This is a genomic window from Blattabacterium cuenoti, assembly GCF_014252435.1.
GTDB classification, from domain to species: domain Bacteria; phylum Bacteroidota; class Bacteroidia; order Flavobacteriales; family Blattabacteriaceae; genus Blattabacterium; species Blattabacterium cuenoti_X.
This window is the reverse complement of sequence record NZ_CP059220.1, coordinates 38,521-56,561: the sequence shown is the minus strand read 5'-3', so window position 1 is coordinate 56,561 and position 18,041 is coordinate 38,521. Positions and strand designations below refer to the sequence as shown.

Annotated in this window: 14 protein-coding genes; 7 read left to right on the top strand and 7 right to left on the bottom strand. The window is 22.6% G+C overall.

What is annotated here, in order from left to right; genetic code table 11:
• The first annotated feature begins 154 nt into the window (after positions 1-154).
• Genes H0H35_RS00245 through H0H35_RS00225 form a run of 5 tightly spaced genes read left to right on the top strand, consistent with a single transcriptional unit; the run spans position 155 to position 4,504 of the window.
• Positions 155-1,423, top strand: a complete 1,269-nt coding sequence (locus H0H35_RS00245) for a M16 family metallopeptidase (RefSeq protein ID WP_238892338.1) — start codon at positions 155-157, stop codon at positions 1,421-1,423.
• A 42-nt stretch (positions 1,424-1,465) separates the two neighbouring features.
• Positions 1,466-2,869, top strand: a complete 1,404-nt coding sequence (locus H0H35_RS00240) for a M16 family metallopeptidase (RefSeq protein ID WP_238892336.1) — start codon at positions 1,466-1,468, stop codon at positions 2,867-2,869.
• Between the two features lie 3 nt (positions 2,870-2,872).
• A complete protein-coding gene (locus H0H35_RS00235; RefSeq protein WP_185882973.1) occupies positions 2,873-3,196 on the top strand; it encodes an iron-sulfur cluster assembly protein in 324 nt (107 codons plus the stop codon).
• A gap of 12 nt (positions 3,197-3,208) precedes the next feature.
• Positions 3,209-4,153 carry an SPFH domain-containing protein gene (locus H0H35_RS00230; protein ID WP_185882972.1) on the top strand — a complete coding sequence of 315 codons (945 nt, stop codon included), beginning with the start codon at positions 3,209-3,211 and terminating at the stop codon, positions 4,151-4,153.
• A gap of 6 nt (positions 4,154-4,159) precedes the next feature.
• Complete coding sequence (locus tag H0H35_RS00225; protein WP_185882971.1) at positions 4,160-4,504, top strand: DUF3127 domain-containing protein; 345 nt, start codon at positions 4,160-4,162, stop codon at positions 4,502-4,504.
• 7 nt (positions 4,505-4,511) lie between these two features.
• Here H0H35_RS00225 and H0H35_RS00220 read toward each other — a convergent pair whose 3' ends face one another.
• From H0H35_RS00220 to sucC, 4 genes are all read right to left on the bottom strand, one after another.
• A complete protein-coding gene (locus H0H35_RS00220; protein WP_185882970.1) occupies positions 4,512-5,147 on the bottom strand; it encodes an endonuclease III domain-containing protein in 636 nt (211 codons plus the stop codon).
• Positions 5,144-7,186: an ATP-dependent Clp protease ATP-binding subunit gene (locus H0H35_RS00215; protein WP_238892335.1), complete on the bottom strand. Its 2,043-nt coding sequence runs from the start codon at positions 7,184-7,186 to the stop codon at positions 5,144-5,146. The genes H0H35_RS00220 and H0H35_RS00215 overlap by 4 nt, the downstream gene beginning before the upstream one ends.
• Before the next feature lie 100 nt (positions 7,187-7,286).
• The gene (locus H0H35_RS00210) at positions 7,287-8,033 is read right to left on the bottom strand and encodes a hypothetical protein (protein WP_185882969.1); all 747 of its coding nucleotides are present in this window, start codon (positions 8,031-8,033) and stop codon (positions 7,287-7,289) included.
• Positions 8,034-8,658: 625 nt separating this feature from the next.
• The gene (gene sucC / locus H0H35_RS00205; protein ID WP_185882968.1) at positions 8,659-9,858 is read right to left on the bottom strand and encodes an ADP-forming succinate--CoA ligase subunit beta; all 1,200 of its coding nucleotides are present in this window, start codon (positions 9,856-9,858) and stop codon (positions 8,659-8,661) included.
• A 195-nt stretch (positions 9,859-10,053) separates the two neighbouring features.
• Here sucC and H0H35_RS00200 point away from each other — a divergent pair, with 195 nt between their 5' ends.
• The gene (locus H0H35_RS00200) at positions 10,054-10,722 is read left to right on the top strand and encodes an alpha/beta hydrolase (protein WP_185882967.1); all 669 of its coding nucleotides are present in this window, start codon (positions 10,054-10,056) and stop codon (positions 10,720-10,722) included.
• A 188-nt stretch (positions 10,723-10,910) separates the two neighbouring features.
• Positions 10,911-11,291: a hypothetical protein gene (locus tag H0H35_RS00195; protein WP_238892334.1), complete on the top strand. Its 381-nt coding sequence runs from the start codon at positions 10,911-10,913 to the stop codon at positions 11,289-11,291.
• A 10-nt stretch (positions 11,292-11,301) separates the two neighbouring features.
• Here H0H35_RS00195 and odhB read toward each other — a convergent pair whose 3' ends face one another.
• From odhB to alaS, 3 genes are read right to left on the bottom strand one after another with little or no spacing between them, the layout of a single operon-like run.
• Positions 11,302-12,483 carry a 2-oxoglutarate dehydrogenase complex dihydrolipoyllysine-residue succinyltransferase gene (odhB, locus tag H0H35_RS00190; RefSeq protein ID WP_185882965.1) on the bottom strand — a complete coding sequence of 394 codons (1,182 nt, stop codon included), beginning with the start codon at positions 12,481-12,483 and terminating at the stop codon, positions 11,302-11,304.
• Positions 12,484-12,512: 29 nt separating this feature from the next.
• Positions 12,513-15,254, bottom strand: coding sequence for a 2-oxoglutarate dehydrogenase E1 component (locus tag H0H35_RS00185; protein WP_185882964.1), 2,742 nt, complete (start codon positions 15,252-15,254; stop codon positions 12,513-12,515).
• Positions 15,255-15,309: 55 nt separating this feature from the next.
• Positions 15,310-17,988: an alanine--tRNA ligase gene (gene alaS / locus H0H35_RS00180; protein WP_185882963.1), complete on the bottom strand. Its 2,679-nt coding sequence runs from the start codon at positions 17,986-17,988 to the stop codon at positions 15,310-15,312.
• Between the last annotated feature and the right edge of the window lie 53 nt (positions 17,989-18,041).

Below are 18,041 nucleotides of genomic sequence, written 5' to 3'. Positions count from 1 at the left end.
TATAGTATGTACAAAATAAAATAAAAAAATACCATTTTTTGGATAAAAAAATTGTAAATTCCCAAATTGATTTTTTTAAATATGTATCGTTTAAAAAATCATTTTTATTTTTTTATGAATGATTATATGATTAAAAAATCTGAAATATAATAAATTGAAAAAAATTAAATTCACAAAAGAAACATTTCAAAATGGAATGAATCTACTCATCCATCAAGATTGTACTCATCCTATCATTTCTGTAGCGGTTCTATATCATGTAGGAAGTAAAGATGAAGATAAAGGAAAAAAAGGATTTGCTCATTTTTTTGAACATCTTATGTTTGAAGGTACAAAAAATGTAAAAAGAGGAGAATTTTTCAAATATATTGCATCTAATGGAGGTCAAAATAATGCATATACTAATCATGACCAAACTTATTATTATGAATTATTACCATCAAATAAATTAGATTTAGCATTATGGTTAGAATCTGAAAGAATGTTTCATGCTCAAGTAAATCAAATAAGTATTGAAACACAAAAAAAAGTGGTAAAAGAAGAAAATAGTATGCGTGTGAAAAATATTCCGTATGCAAAAACCATTTCAGAAATAATACCTTCTTTACTTTTTAAAAAACATCCATATAGATATCCAATTATTGGATTTGAAAAAGATATTAATTCTTCGACAGAAAAAGATTTTTTAGATTTTTATGACACATATTATGTTCCAAATAATGCTACAATAGCAATATCTGGTGATTTAAATATAAATGAGGCAATCAACCTTGTTCATAAATATTTTGATTTTATTCCAAAAGAAATGAAAAATATGGATATAAAAAAGAAAATTATTGAACAACCAATAAAAGAAGAAATATATTCTTTGATTAAAGATGAAAATGTGCAAATACCCGCTGTATTTTTATCATATAGAGTTCCTGAAATGAATCATTATGATTCATATGTATTAGAAATGATCCATTATATCCTTCTTTTAGGAGAAAGTTCTAGAATCGTTCAAAATGTAGTCAATTCCAAACAACTAGCTTCTTATGTTGGACCATTATCAGAAACCATGGAAGAATATGGAATTTTTACTATATATGGACTACCCAATCCTAGAGTAAGTTTAGATGAGTTAACAAGTGAATTTGATCAAGAAATTGAAAAATTAAAAAATCAAGAATTAACTGAATATGAATTAGAAAAATATAAAAATATTATTGAAAAAAATTTAATTTCTGAAAATAATTCTATGAATAAAATAAATTCTAAATTACTTCATTATCACGTTTATTTTGATGATATAAATTTAATTAATACGGATATTGAAAACTACAAAAAAATTTCAGTAGATGATATAAAAAGAATAGCTAATCAATATTTAGATAAAAATAGTAGAGTTCGTTTATATAATGTTCCAAAATTTTACAAATAAACTTATTTTACATCCAATTTTATTGGATTCATTTTTCAAACTATGTTAGAAAAGAAAAATAAAATTCATAGAATGCAAATACAATCTAATATTAAACATAATAATCAAAAAAATATTTCTATCAATTGGAAAGATCCTGATTTTTTTTCCATGAAAAATGGATTAAAAATATTAGTCATTGAACATACTAAATTACCATTAGTAAGGGTATCAGCAGAATTAGAATATATTCCATTTTTAGAACAAGAAAAAACAGGTATAAAAAATATATTTGGGACTATGCTTCGTGCAGGTAGTTTGCACTATTCAAAAGAACAATTAGAAAACATAGTAGATTATCTAGGTATAGATTTATATACATATTTTCATGAAAGTTCAATTTTTACTATGAAAAAATATCTACAAAAATCTTTACATATTTTAAGTGATATTTTAATCCATTCAAAATTTGATAATTATAAAGAATTTAATAAAATAGTAAAACAAAGAAATGCAACAATTCGTCTTTCCGATAAAGAACCAAATTGTATTTTACAAAAGATTAGTAATCTATGTTTTTATGGAAAAAATCATCCTTATGGAGAAAGTGAAACTATAGATACTATCAAAAATATTACTATTCATGATTTAAAAAAATTGCATGAGAAATATTACGTTCCAAATAATTTTTATCTTTCTTTTGTTGGAGATATTTCTAAAAAAGAAGCACAAAATCTTTGTAATGAATTTTTTTCTGAATGGAAAAAAAAGATTTATCAATATGAACCTATACCTAAATTTTCTTTGAATAATAAACCTAGTCAATTTGAAGTCAATGTAATTGATTTTCCTTTTGTAAATCAATCTTATATTTGTATAGGAAAACCTGTGAATCTAGAAAAAAGTGACTCTGATTATATTCCTTCTATTTTAGCAAATGGAATATTAGGTGAAGGACCTCAAAGTAGATTATTTTCAATAATCAGAGAAGAAAAAGGATTCACTTATGATATTCATTCTAGCTTAGAATCTGATCAATATATTGGTAAGTTTTCAGTTATAACTACTGTTGGATACGATGTGACATATGAAGCGGTCAAAACAATTATATCTGAAATCAAGAAATTGGTAGATAAACAAGTTTCAAAAGAAGAATTAGATATTAAAAAGAAAGAAATTATTGGACAATTTATTCTAAATTTAGAATATCCTGAAAGAATACAAGATTTATTTATTTGTGAATTAAAAAATAATCTTCCATCTGGATTTTTTAAAAATTATTTAAATAAAGTTGAATCCGTAACTGAAAAAGACATTCATCGATCATGTAAAAAATTTTTTGATATGAAAAATGGAAGAATGTTTATTTTAGGAAATATGAAAAAAATCCTTCATTTCATAAAAAAATTAGGATATCCTATTCGATATTTTGATCGAAATGGAACTTTGTTAAAAAAAGAAAAATAAATAATGGAAAAAAATCAAAACAGTTGTTCTTTAGAGGATAAAATTATATCTACATTAAAAAATATATATGATCCAGAAATATCTATAGATATTTATGAACTTGGATTAATTTATGATATTCAAATTTCCAGTAAAAATAATGTAAAAATAATTATGACATTAACTTCTCCTAATTGTCCAGTTATAGATAATTTGCCTATGGAAGTAAAACAAAAAATTGAATGTATAAAAACAGTAAAAAAAGTAGATGTTATTTTAACGTTTGATCCACCTTGGTCTAAAGAATTTATGAGTGAAGAGGCACGTTTAGAATTAGGTTTATTATAAAATTATTTAAATATGAGTATTTTTAGTTTATTATTTTATAGTATATTAGTTATTCTTTTATTTCTATCTTTTTTCTCAAATTTTGTTTTTATAGTTAACCAACAAACATCTGCTATTGTTGAAAGAATGGGAAAATTTCACAGTATTAGACATGCTGGTTTAAATTTTAAAATTCCTTTCTTAGATAATATAGAAGGAAAATTAACATTAAAAATACAACAACTGGATGTTTTAGTAGATACAAAAACTAAAGATAATGTTTTTGTAAAAGTGAAAGTATCTGTTCAATTTAAGGTAATTCAACATAAAGTATTTGATGCTTTTTATAAATTAGATAATCCTCATTCTCAAATTACTTCTTATATATTTGATGTAGTTCGAGCTGAGGTTCCTAAAATGCGTTTAGATGATGTTTTTGAACGTAAAGATCATATAGCTTCTGCTGTTAAAGGTGAATTAAAAGAAGCTATGTTAGATTATGGATATTCTATTATCAAAGCATTAGTAACAGATCTAGATCCTGATGATCAAGTAAAACAAGCTATGAATCGGATTAACACTGCTGAAAGAGAAAAAGTAGCAGCTGAATATAAGGCTGAAGCTGAAAGAATAAAAATTGTAGCAAAAGCCAAAGCTGAAGCTGAAAGTAAAAAATTACAAGGAAAAGGAACTGCAGATCAAAGAAGAGAAATTGCTAGAGGAATTTTAGAATCTGTAGAAGTATTGAATAATGTAGGAATTAATTCCCAAGAAGCATCAGCATTAATTGTCGTGACCCAACACTATGATACATTGCAATCTATGGGAGAAAAAGGAAATACAAATATGATTTTATTGCCTAATAATCCAGGATCTGCTAATGATATGTTAAATAATATGATAACTTCATTTAATATATCCAACAAAATTGGTGAAGCATTTAGAAAAAAAAATAATAAAAAAATTCAAAAAAAATAATTATTTATGGAAATAATAGGAGAAGTTAAAAAAATTTTTGATCTTCAAAAATTTGATAGTGGATTTAAAAAAAGAGAAATGGTAATTCAAACAGAAGGTCCTTATTCTCAGAATATATTAATCGAATTTATACAAGATAAAACTGACTTATTAACTCATATAAAATTATGTGAAAAAATAAAAGTATTTATTAATATTAGAGGTAGAGAGTGGACTAATTCTGAAGGAATCAAAAAATATTTTAATTCTATTCAAGGATGGAAAATAGAGAAAAAAGACCTTGCAAAAAAATCTTCATCCGTTCCTTCTTCTCCTTTGTCATCTGATGATTTTGATGATCTTCCATTTTGAAAACAAATTACAATAAATTATAATGCAGTAATTTTTGATAAATGATATCATTCTTAATGATCCATTTTCTTGAAGGAGAATAAGTTCGACCATAAAGAATCATTTGAATATGTAGTTTTTTCCAATTTTTTTTGGCAAAAAAATATTTTGCATCTTTTTCAGTTTTTTTTACATTGCTACCACAACTTAATTTCCAACGTTTCATTAGTCTGTGTATATGAGTATCAATAGGAAAAAAAAAGTTATTATCAGATATATAAGATAAAAAAACAGAAGCAGTTTTGTGTCCAACTCCAGGTAATTTTTCAAGATCTATTATGTTTTTAGGAATACATTTTTTATATTTTTTTATTAAAATAATGGACAAATTATATATACTTTTATATTTTTTATTGTATAAACCTATATGTCGTATATGATGTTTGATTATTTTGCTATCTAAATTGATAAAATCTAATGGAGAACTTATTATTTTAAATAATTCTTTTGTAATATGATTTACTCTTTTTTCTTTGCTTTTTGCAGTTAGTATAATTGCAAGTAATAATGTATACTCATTAGTATAGTATAAACTAATAGTTGGATTAGGATATAAAAGATCTAATGTTTTTTCAATAATATTAATTTTATTTTTTACATTCATATTTTCTGAATAATAGCAATTGTATCATTTTTTGTATGATTCATTTCTATAGAAATTTTATGTCCTATTTTTAATTTTCCATTTATAATACATTCCGATATAGGATTTTTTATAAATTCTTCTATTGCTCTTTTTAAAGGACGGACTCCATATTCATGATGAAATCCTTTTTTTTGTATAAAATATTGAACATTATTAGATATAATAAGTTGACATTGCATAAATGACATCATATAATCAATTATTTTTTTTAATTCTATAATAGTTATATTATATATATCTTGTTCTTTTAAAGAATTAAAAATAATAATATCATCTATTCTATTTAAAAACTCATAAGAAAATTGTTGTTTTAAAGAACGTTTTAATATATATTTTGTAGAATCATCATGTTTTTTAGCTTTAGTATTAAATCCAATGCCAGTACCAAATTCTCTCAATTGTTGTATTCCAATATTGGATGTAAGAATAAATACGGTATTTTTAAAATTTACTTTTCTTCCTATACTATCTGTAATAAATCCATTATCTAATATTTGTAATAATAAGTTGAAAATATCATGATGAGCTTTTTCTATTTCATCTAATAATATGATAGCATAAGGTCTACGACGTATAGTTTCTGTTAGTTGTCCACCTTCTTCATGTCCTACATATCCTGGAGGTGCTCCTATTAATCTACTGATTGAGTGACGTTCTTGATATTCACTCATATCAATACGAACTAATGACTCATCTGAACCAAATAATTCTTGAGAAAATATTTTTGCTAGATAAGTTTTTCCTACTCCAGTTTTACCTAAAAAAATGAAAGAACCTATAGGTGAATTATAATTTCTTAATCCAGTTCTATTTCTTTGTATAGATTTAACGATTTTTTCTACTGCTTCATCTTGTCCAATTATTTGTTTTTTTAATTTATTTTTCATTTCTTTTAATCTTTTCATTTCATTTTGATCAATTCTACTAATTGGAATTTCACTCATCATGGATACAACTTTTTCAACATTCTCGCTATATACAATTTCTTTTTTCTTTTTAGAAGATTCATCCCATTTTTTTTGAGCACGAATTAATTCTTTTTCTATATTTTTTTCGGAATCTCGTAATTTAGCTGCTTCTTCATATTTTTGATTTTTTACTACTTTTGATTTTTCTTTTCGAACATTTTCTAATTTTTTTTCTAAAGAAATAATTTCTTGAGGTACTTTTATATTTGTTATATGAATACGAGCCCCTGATTCATCTAATGCATCAATTGCTTTATCTGGTAAAAATCGATCTACAATATATCTTTGAGTAAGATAAACACATGTATTGATTGCATTTTCTGTATATATAACATTATGATGGCTTTCGTATTTTCCTTTTATTTGTTTTAAAATTTCAATAGTTTCATTTTCTGAAGATGGATGTATCATGACTTTTTGAAATCTTCTTTCTAATGCTCCATCTTTTTCAAGATATTGTCTATATTCATTCAATGTCGTAGCTCCTATACATTGTATTTCACCTCTTGCTAATGCTGGTTTAAATATATTAGAAGCATCTAATGATCCTGTAGTACTTCCTGCTCCAACTAAAGTATGAATTTCATCAATGAATAAAATTAATTCTGGATTTTTTTCCGATTCATTGATAATAGACTTCATTCTTTCTTCAAATTGACCTCGATATTTTGTTCCTGCTACTAAATTTGATAAATCTAGAACTATAATTCGTTTATTATAAAGTACTCTAGATATTTTTTTTTGAACGATTCGTAAAGCTAAACCTTCAACAATTGCAGACTTACCTACTCCCGGTTCTCCTATTAACAATGGATTATTTTTTTTTCTTCTACTCAATATTTGAGCTAATCGTTCTAATTCTAAATTTCTCCCTATTACAGGATCTAACTTTTGATTTAGACCCATAATATTTAAATCTTTACCAAATTTATCTAAAATAGGAGTTTTACTACGAATTGAAGATCTCATATCAGAACTAAAGTTACTAGTTGTTTTTATACCGTAAGATCCATAAAAAATTATGATCATTTTCGATATTATTATATAAATAATAATATGAAAATATTCTTTAATAAATAATGAATTACTATTTCAAATAATTATTAAAAAATAAAAATGATATATTTTTTCATGATGAAAAAGAACAAAATATTCTTAAATTTAATTTTTTTATTAAATTTTCCAAAAATTTGTTTTCTTGATATAAAAAATGATATTTATCCATAATACTTTTTCTTATTATTCCAAATTTTAAAAAAGAACTTTTTAATTCGTATTGAACAAATTTTCTAAATTCATGATGAATTAAAATAACAACATCTTTTTCTAATTTGGAAGATAAAACTAAGAAAGTTTTTTCATTAAAAATTTGAAAATCAATTCTTCGTTCAAAAATATTTAAATAAATAGGATTCATTTTTTCTCGAATTTTATTGATAAATTTTTTCCAAATTATTTGGACTAAATAAGTTTTATCATTTAAATTCAAGTCATTTATATCTTTATTATGTTGTATAGAAAATATATATGATAATTGAATAATGCATATATCTATCATTAATTTAGAATTATCGTTTTTATGTATTATATGAATACAAGTTTCTATAGCTTGATTCAACATTAAATAAGATAATTTTTTTGATTGATCAATATAAAGTTGTATTATTTTTTTATCATATTTGATAAATGAAGTTATTTTATTTTTTTTTGATAGAAAAATACATTTAAAATGATGAATGAGTCCATGTAAAAAATTTTTAAAGTTGATTTCTTTATGAGAAATATGGTTTAAAAGAATAAAGATTTTATCTACATTATCTTCTAATAATGAATTGATTAATTTTAAAAAAAAATAGGAATCAAAAGATTGTAACACGTTTATTATTATATGTTTAGTTTAAATATTATTCAAATTAATATAATAAAACATAAAATTTTTATATATATTTATTTATTACACAATATATTTATATACATATTTGAAAAAATATCAATCATAATAAATTTTCTACTTTTATATTTTATTTTTAAACAAAAACCATAAAAAAATATCATATATCAATATTTTTCGGATAGATACAAATCTATTATAGTAATAATATATAAATATATTTTTTATGTAATTTTCATAAATTAATGACGTTCATTTATTTTATTAAAAATAATAATGTAAAAAATTTCATTATTACAAATATATATTGTGTAATATTATAATTTTCATAATTGTTTAAAGACTGATTGAATAATCAGAATATTAAAATATTTTTTAATTGATATAAATTATTCTATCTTATGTATAACAAAATAGATAAGTACATATATTGTTTTCAACTTTATATGGGTCATGAAAAAATAATATTTCAAAACAAATTATTTTCATTACATAACTTAATATATAAGATTTTTTTTAATCAATTATTTTCCTCAATTTTTTATATTGATATTTATTATGCAATAATTAGTTGATTAAAAATGTTTTCATTTATATTAAAATCAATATTTTACTTATTAAATAAAATATTTTTAATTTTATCCGAAGCTTCTTTTAGAGAAGAAACATAATAAATTAATAGTAAATGATTTTGAAGTATTGATTTAGCCAATTTTTCATTTGTTCCTTGCAATCGAATAATTAAAGGAATTTGATTTATATAACTTTTATGTTTTTTTGAATAAGAATCAATAATTCCTTTTGCAACAATATCACATCTTACAATACCTCCAAATATATTAATTAATACAATTTTCACCGTTTTATCACTTATTATAAGAGAAAAAGCATTTTCCACTCTTTTTTTATCAGCATTTCCTCCTATATCCAAAAAATTAGCAGGGATTCCTCCGCAAGATTTGATCATATCCATAGTAGCCATGGCTAATCCAGCTCCATTTACCATACATCCTACATTTCCTCCTGTAAGTTTTACGAAATTAAGTTTTGATCTTGATTCTGTGATTTTATTAAAGAAATGATATTTTTTTTTATACATTTTATGACGAGATAACGCATTATCATCTAATATGATTTTTACATCTATTGGTGTAATATGATTATCAAATGTTTTAATTAATGGATTGATTTCTATTAATAAAGCATTATAATATTGATATGCCTTGACGAGATTCATTAAAAAATTTTGAAAATTTTTTAATGAATCATTATTATCCATACCTAAATGAAAAGCTATTTTTCTAATTTGAAAATATTGTAATCCTAATAATGGATCAATTTCTTCTTTATATATTTCATTAGGTTTTTTTTTTGATAAATCTTCAATATTAACTCCTCCTTTTTTGGAATAAAGAATAATATTTTTTTCTATTTCACGATTTAATAAAATTGATAAATATAATTCTATTGGAGGAGTAGGTTCTGAATTATATACATCTTCAGATAATAAAATTTTTTTTACTTGAATTCCTTTTTTAGAAGTTTGATGAGTAGATAAATATTTTCCTAACATATTGGTAGATTCTTTATATACGTCATCTAATGATTTTACTATTTTAATTCCACCTGCCTTACCTCGTCCACCTGCATGAATTTGAGCTTTAATTACTAAAGATGTTTTATTTGTTTTTTGAAATAAAATTTTAGCAGCTTGAACAGCTTTTTCCGGTGTTTTTACCATTATTCCATTAGGAACATGGATTGAAAAATATTTTAATATTTCTTTTCCCTGATATTCATATAAATTCATTAAATAAAGTTTTTAAATAGTAAATTTAAATTAAAAATCGTTTATTTTTAAAATATATATTTTATTCAATATACAATGTATACGAATATATAATACATAAAAATATTATAAATATTTTTCAATAATTGAAGTTTCTTTTAAAAAAATTAAATATTTATAATATCAAATTAAAAATACAAAATAAAATTATATAAAATGTTTTCTAAAAAAAATTGTTCTATTAAATATATTATGAGAAAATCTAATATTATAAAGGATTCTTCTCTTTTTCTTATGATTCATGGATACGGAAGTAATGAAAATAATCTCTTTTTTATGACAAAAGATATACCTAAAAATTTATTTGTTGTGAGTATAAGAGGTCTTTTTAAAAAAGAACAAAATGCATATCATTGGTATGATATTGATTTTTCGGATAAAAAAAAATTTATTAATATTGAACAAGCTAAAGTATCTATTGATAAAATATCCATGTTGATAAATGATATAATCCAAAAATATCAATTAAATAATCATAATGTTTGGTTATGTGGATTTAGTCAAGGAGCTATATTAAGTTATGCTATTGCTTTAAAAAATTTCAAAAAAGTAAAAAAAATTATTGCATTAAGTGGATATGTAGAAAATAACATATTTTCTAAATTACATAAAAATTCAAATTGTTATGATAATTTGGATTTCTTCATTTCTCACGGAAAATATGATAATATCATTCCTATAAATTTAGCAAGACAGAGTATAAAAATCCTAAATAAAATAGGAGTTTCTTCCAATAATTTATGTTATAATGAATATAATTCAGAACATACTTTGTGTGAAACAAATTATAAAGATATTATTAATTGGATAAATAACCAAAATTAGAATATAACATGAGAATAATTACAAAAATCATATTTTTTTTTATAATATTTTTAATTTCTATTTTATTTTTTTTTCAAAAAAATTACATATTAGGATCTATTTTATTTTTTATAAGTATGATTCCAATTTTTTTTATTTTTAGAAATGAATTTTTGATATTGGCATTTTTTAGAATTACGAAAAGTGATATGAAAGGATTAAAAATATGGTTAGAACATATTAAAAATCCTAAATTACAACTTACTAAAAATCAGATAGCTTATTATTATTTTTTAAATGGAATATTTTATTCAAATAAAAATATATTTCAATCAGAAAATTATATGAATAAAGCATTAGATAGTGGATTAAAATTTAATCAAAATATTATTATAGCTAAACTAAATTTGGTTATAGCTTCTTTATCAAAAGGGGACAAAAGAAATGCTAAAATTTTATTAATGGAAGTTAAAAAAATGGATAAAAATAAATTGTTTCAAAATCAAATACAAATAATAAAAATGCAAATGAAAAAAATAAATTTGGGAATTAACAATATGCAAAATCCTTTCATTCGAAATAAATATTAAATCATTTTTTTTATAAATCTAATGTTTGATTTATATTTGATACTTTTCCTCCCATAAGAAATTTAATTGGATTCTCTATTGATTCTTTAATAGATGATAAAAATCCAACGGCTTCTTTTCCATCAATAATTCTATGATCATACGTTAAAGCTAAATACATAATAGGACGTATCTGAATAGATCCGTTAATTACGACAACTCTATTTTTGATTTGATGCATACCTAAAATAGCACTTTGAGGTGGATTAATTATTGGAGTAGATAACATAGATCCAAATATTCCTCCATTAGTAATAGTAAAAGTTCCACCTGTCATTTCGTTAATGGATATTTTTCCATTTTTCACTCGTTTAGATAATCTATCTATTTCCTTTTCTATTTCCTTAAAAGACATATATTCTACATTTTTTATTACAGGTACAAATAACCCTTTAGGTCCAGATATAGCAATACTAATATCATAGTATTCAAAATTCACTTTATTAGAACCTTCAATCATAGCATTTATATCTGGATACATTTTTAATGATCTAACACAAGAAATAGTAAAAAAAGACATAAAACCTAAGCTTAATCCATGTTTTTTTTTAAAAATATCTTTATATCTTTTTCTGATTATAAATATTTCATTCATATCTACCTCATTAAAAGTTGTAAGAGATGCTGTTTTATTTTTTATCGATACTAATCGATCAGATATTTTTTTTCTAAGAGAAGATAATGGAGTGGTTCGTTCTAAACGAATGTTTTTTTTTTTTATTTGATGATTTTTGTTAGATAGAAAAGAATTTTGTTCCAATTCATAATTGATACAATCTTGTTTTGTTATAGCTCCATGTTTTCCTGTTCCTTTTATAAGATCTAAAGATATTTTTTTTTCTTGTAACATTTTTCTCGATGCTGGAGAAATTTTTTTTTCTATATAATTATTTGTTATTTTTTCTTTATTTTTTTTTTTTAAAATATCAATATAGCATAAAATATCTCCAACTTTGATTTTATCTCCAACTTTTTTGGAAAATTTGATTAATCCATCATATTCCGAAGGAATTTCTAATGTAGCTTTATCTGATTCTATTTCGGCTAGAATTTGTCCTTTCTGAACATAATCTCCATTTTGAACAAACCATGAAGAAATTTCCACTTCTGTAACTGATTCACCAGGAGATGGCACTTTTATTTGTATTATCATATTTTGTTAATTGAATATATTCTAAAAAATTAAATGAAAGCCTTTTGTAAAATTTGATTTTGTATTTTTAAAAAATTTATATAAGAACCTGTAGATGGACTAGAGTTTTCACAAGGAGAAACTAAATCTATTGGAAGAGATCTACCTATTTTTCTTAAAATATAACTCCACAAACCCATATTCTCTGGTTCTTCTTGAATCCATAAAATTTTTTTTTTATTTTTATATCGTAAAATGATATCATGAATTTCTTTTATTTTTAATGGATATATTTGTTCTATTCGAATAATGGCTGTTTGTTTATCTTGAATATGACGTCTTTTATCTAATAAATCATAATAAATCTTACCAGAACAGAAAATTAATTTTTTTATTTCATCTTTATATGTAATATTAGGATCATCTATGATTTCTTGAAAAAACCCTTTGGATAAATCATCTATAGTAGATAAACATTTTTTATTTCGTAATAAACTTTTTGGAGTAAAAATAATAAGAGGTTTTCGAAAATTTAGTTTCATATGTCTTCTTAATAAATGATAAAAGTTGGAAGGAGAAGTACAATTTGCTAAAAATTGATTATTTTTTGCACAAAGTTGTAAATATCTTTCTATACGTGCAGAAGAATGTTCTGGTCCTTGCCCTTCGTATCCATGTGGTAATAATAAAACAATTCCATTTCTAATTTTCCATTTATCTTCTCCAGAAGAAATATATTGATCTATAATAATTTGTCCTCCATTAACAAAATCTCCAAATTGGGCTTCCCATAATGTTAAAACATTAGGAGATACCATTGCGTATCCATAATCAAATCCTAAAACACCATATTCGGAAAGTGGAGAATTAAAAACTTGTATTTTTCCTTTTCCTATTTTGTTTAATAGAAGGATTTTTTCTTCATTTTCTGTTTTCACAATAATATGACGTTGAGAAAAAGTTCCTCTAGATACATCTTCTCCTGATAAACGAATATGAAATCCTTCAAATAACAAAGTACCATAGGCTAAAAGCTCGGCCATACTCCAATCAACTAAATTATTTTCAATCATCCTTAATCTGTTTTGAAAAATAGATGTTATTTTTTTGAAGAATTTTTTTTTTTCAGGAAGTCTAAAAATCTTGTTAGATATTTTGATTATATCGGATTTTGAAAATTTTGTATTAACTTTTTGGAAAATATTTTCATCATTAGATACTATAGGAAAATTTGTCCAGTTTTTTTCTAAAAACGAATTCAATATATTCCATTTCGTATATTGTGATTTTTGATATCCTTTATTGAGAATATGTTGATATTCATTTTCTATATTGTGAATTTCTTTTTCATTAATATCTCCATTTTCTTGTAATTTTTTTTTATATAATTCATATGAATTGGAAAATTTGGATATAATTTTATATAAAATGGGATGAGAAAATTTTGGTTCATCACCTTCATTATGACCATATTTTCTATATCCTATAAGATCTATAAAAATATCCTTATTATACCGCATTCTAAAATCTATAGCAAAACGTATCGATCTTACTACGGATTCAACATCATTTGCATTAACATGTAAGACTGGAGAAGAAGTTACTTTAGCTACATCTGTACAATATAAACTAGAACGTCCTTCAATACAAGAAGTAGTAAATCCTATTTGATTATTAATAACTATATGAATAGTTCCTCCTGTTTTATATCCATTTAATTGTGATAACTGTAATACTTCATATACAATTCCTTGTCCAGATATAGCTGCATCTCCATGAATAATAATAGGTATAACTTTTTGATACTTATTTTTATTATTATAATAATGTATATCAATTTTTGCTCGAACTATACCTTCTACAATAGGATTCACTGATTCTAAATGAGATGGATTAGGAACTAAGTGAATCGTTACACTTTTTCGATTTATATTCTCTATAATTTTGGAATAACCTAAGTGATATTTGACATCTCCGGAAATATTTTGTTCTTTATATTCTTTTCCTTGAAATTCATTAAATATATGAGAACAATCTTTTTGAAATAAATTAAATAGAACATTTAACCGTCCTCTATGTGACATTCCTACTACAAAAATTTCAGTATTATATTCAATAGAGGCATATTCAATCATATCAGATAATGCAGGTAATATTGATTCATTTCCTTCTATCGAAAATCTTTTTTGTCCTATAAATTTATTATGAATAAAATTTTCAAATAAAATAGAATGATTTAATTTTTTTAAAAAATTTTTTTTTTCTTTTGTAGAAAATTGTTTTTTATTCTGAAACCACTTTTCAATCCACTGAATGTTTTCAAAACATAAAATATTAGGATATTCTATTCCTATAGTGCCACAATATATATTTTTTAGATAAAAAATTATATTTTTTAAGGAATTTTTTTTAATTCCTATAGATTTTCCAGATTCAAAAAATCTATCAAGATCTTGATGAGATAAATTAAAATTATTCAAGTCTGGAAAATTTCTATTCTGATTTTCTATAGGGTTATTCTTAGCAAAAAAATGTCCTTTATATCTAAAAAATTGAATTAAATGATAAACTAAAAGTTCTTTTTTTACGTGATCATCAATTTTAACATTTTTTAAAAAAGAATAATTTTTTTTGTTATACAACGTATTATAATTTTCTTTTCCAAAATTAAATCCATGAAAAAAATACATCCAACTTGATTCTACAGATTGAGGATTTTTCATATATTTTTTATACAAAAATTCTATATGTTCAATATAAATTGCATTTAGAAAAGAATAATTATCGGTCATATATCATTTTTTTTAATTTAAATATTTTCAAAATATGTTAATAATCAATATTTTTTTAGTGTAAAACATTTTTTTTTAAATATATCATGATATCATCATGTAATAGAGATAATCCATCTATTTTTGTTCCTATAGCAGTAGAAAATGCAGAATCTCCCCAACATTTTCCACAAATATGATGTTGAATTTTTTTCATTATTTTACAAGCATGTATATTTTTCATTTTAATTACAGAATCTGATATAGAAATGAAAACTATGGATTTTTTATCTTTTACAAAACCCACTACCATAAATAAATTTTGAATATCTTTTTTTAAAAGAAGAATAGTTTTTCTAATCATATTCAAATCAAAATTATTATTACTTTCTTTATAAAAATTGAAATCAAGAATATATTTCATATTTTTTAAAGAAACAATTTTTGAAATATATTTTTTTTTCAGAATTTTTATAAATTGTACATGAAGTTTGGATATTTCTTTTTTAAAATTTTTATTTTGATTTTTTAAATATGAAATACTATTTTCAATAGATTTAGGATTGTTCATTGTTATCATTAATGATTGATATTCATTACAAATATTTCGTATATATTGAATAGCCTTATCGGAAGTTATTGCTTTTATTCTTCGAATTCCATAGGAGATAGAACGATCTGATAAAATTTTAAACAAATGAATTAATCCCGTATTTTTTACATGAGTACCTATACAAAATTCATGAGAATCTCCAAAATTTACAATACGTATTTGTTGATTTGGATATTTGTTTTCAAATGATCCTTGGTACAAATCCATATATTTTTTAGCTTCTTTCAAGGTATTAAATTTTTTTTCTTTCATTGGAATATTTTGAATAATCATATCCTGAACAAGAATTTCTATATTTTGTAACTCGATTAAAGTTATTTTTTTAAAATGATAAAAATCAAAACGTAAATAATTTTCTCCTATATAAGATCCTTTTTGTTGAACATGTTTTCCTAAAATTTTTTTTAATGCAAAATATAATAAATGAGTAGATGTATGATTTTTTTCTATTTTACTTCTTCTATTCTGATTGACTACTGCTTGAAAAGAATTTTTTATATTTATTGGCAATACTCGAGCTAAATGAATAATAATAGAATTTTCTTTTTTAACATCAAAAATAACAACTTTATTAAATTGATTTTTTATATATCCAATATCACACAATTGTCCTCCACCTATAGGATAAAAAGGTGTGTGAGAAAAAACTAATTCATAGTAATGATTATTTTCCAGATTATTTATTACTTTTCTATATTTTATAATAAAAATATTACATCTTATGCAATCATATCCTACAAAATGATTTTCATCAGAAATAGATATATGATGATTTATACGAATCCAATCTTTTTTTATAATTTTATCTTTTTTTCTAGATCTTTTTTTTTGTTCTAACAATTTTTTTTGAAATAATTTTTCATCGATTAATAAATTGTTTTTATGAGCAATTATTTTGGATAATTCAAAAGGATATCCATATGTATCATATAATTGAAAAATAATTTTTCCACTAATAATATTTTCATTTTGTTCTTTATATTTTTTAATAACATGTTGAATTTTTTTATTTCCTCTTTTAATTACATTAAGAAAAGATATTTCCTCTTCTTCGATTACTTGTTTTATATAATTTTTTTTATGTTCTAGTAGTGGAAAATAATCCTTCATTTTTTTTGAAAAAGAATCGACAAATTGATATATAAAAGGATTTTCTTTACCTAAAAAACGATTCATATAAATAATTGATCTTCTTAAAATTTTTCTTATTACGTATCCGGCTCCATTATTTGATGGTAATTGTCCATCAAGGATAGAACAAATAATAGCTCTTAAATGATCTGAAATCATTTGTATAGTTATTTTTTGATATAATTCATTAGAGGTTTTTTCATGAACATATTTTTTTATATCTTGAATAATTGGAAGAAAAAGATCAGTGTCATAACTAGATGATTTTTCTTGTAAAACCATACATATTCTTTCTAATCCCATTCCTGTATCTACATGTTTTTTAGAAAGGTATTCTAGGGTCCCATCTAATTTTCGAAAAAATTCTATAAAAACAATATTCCATATTTCTATTACACCTGGATTATTTTGATTAATCAAATTTTTTCCAGAAATCATTTTTTTTTCTTTTTCACTACGAATATCTACATGTATTTCAGTACATGGTCCACATGGACCTGTTTCTCCCATTTCCCAAAAATTATCTTGTTTTCCAAAAAAAAGTATATGATCTTTGTCTACTAAAAGACTCCAATATGTTAGAGTTTCTTTATCTAAAGATAAATTATCTTTTTTATCTCCTACAAAAATAGAGATATACATATTTTTTTTAGGAATATTGTATACATTAATTAATAAATCCCATGCCCATTTAATCGCTTTTTCTCTTGAATAATCTCCAAAAGACCAATTACCTAACATTTCAAAAAGAGTATGATGATAACTATCATATCCAACATGTTTTAGATCATTATGTTTTCCATCAATTCTAAGACATTTTTGAATATTTGCTATTCTAGAATATTTAGGAATTCGATTTCCTAAAAAATAATCTTTAAAAGGATTCATCCCAGCATTAACAAAAAATAGAGAAGGGTCATTTTCTGAAAAAATTGGATAAGAAGAAATAATTTTATGTTGTTTTTTCTGAAAAAAATCAAGAAATCTATTTTTTATCGTTGTATATTTCATATTATCATACACTTATTTTGTAAATAACTGGTTATTTTATAATTATATGTTAT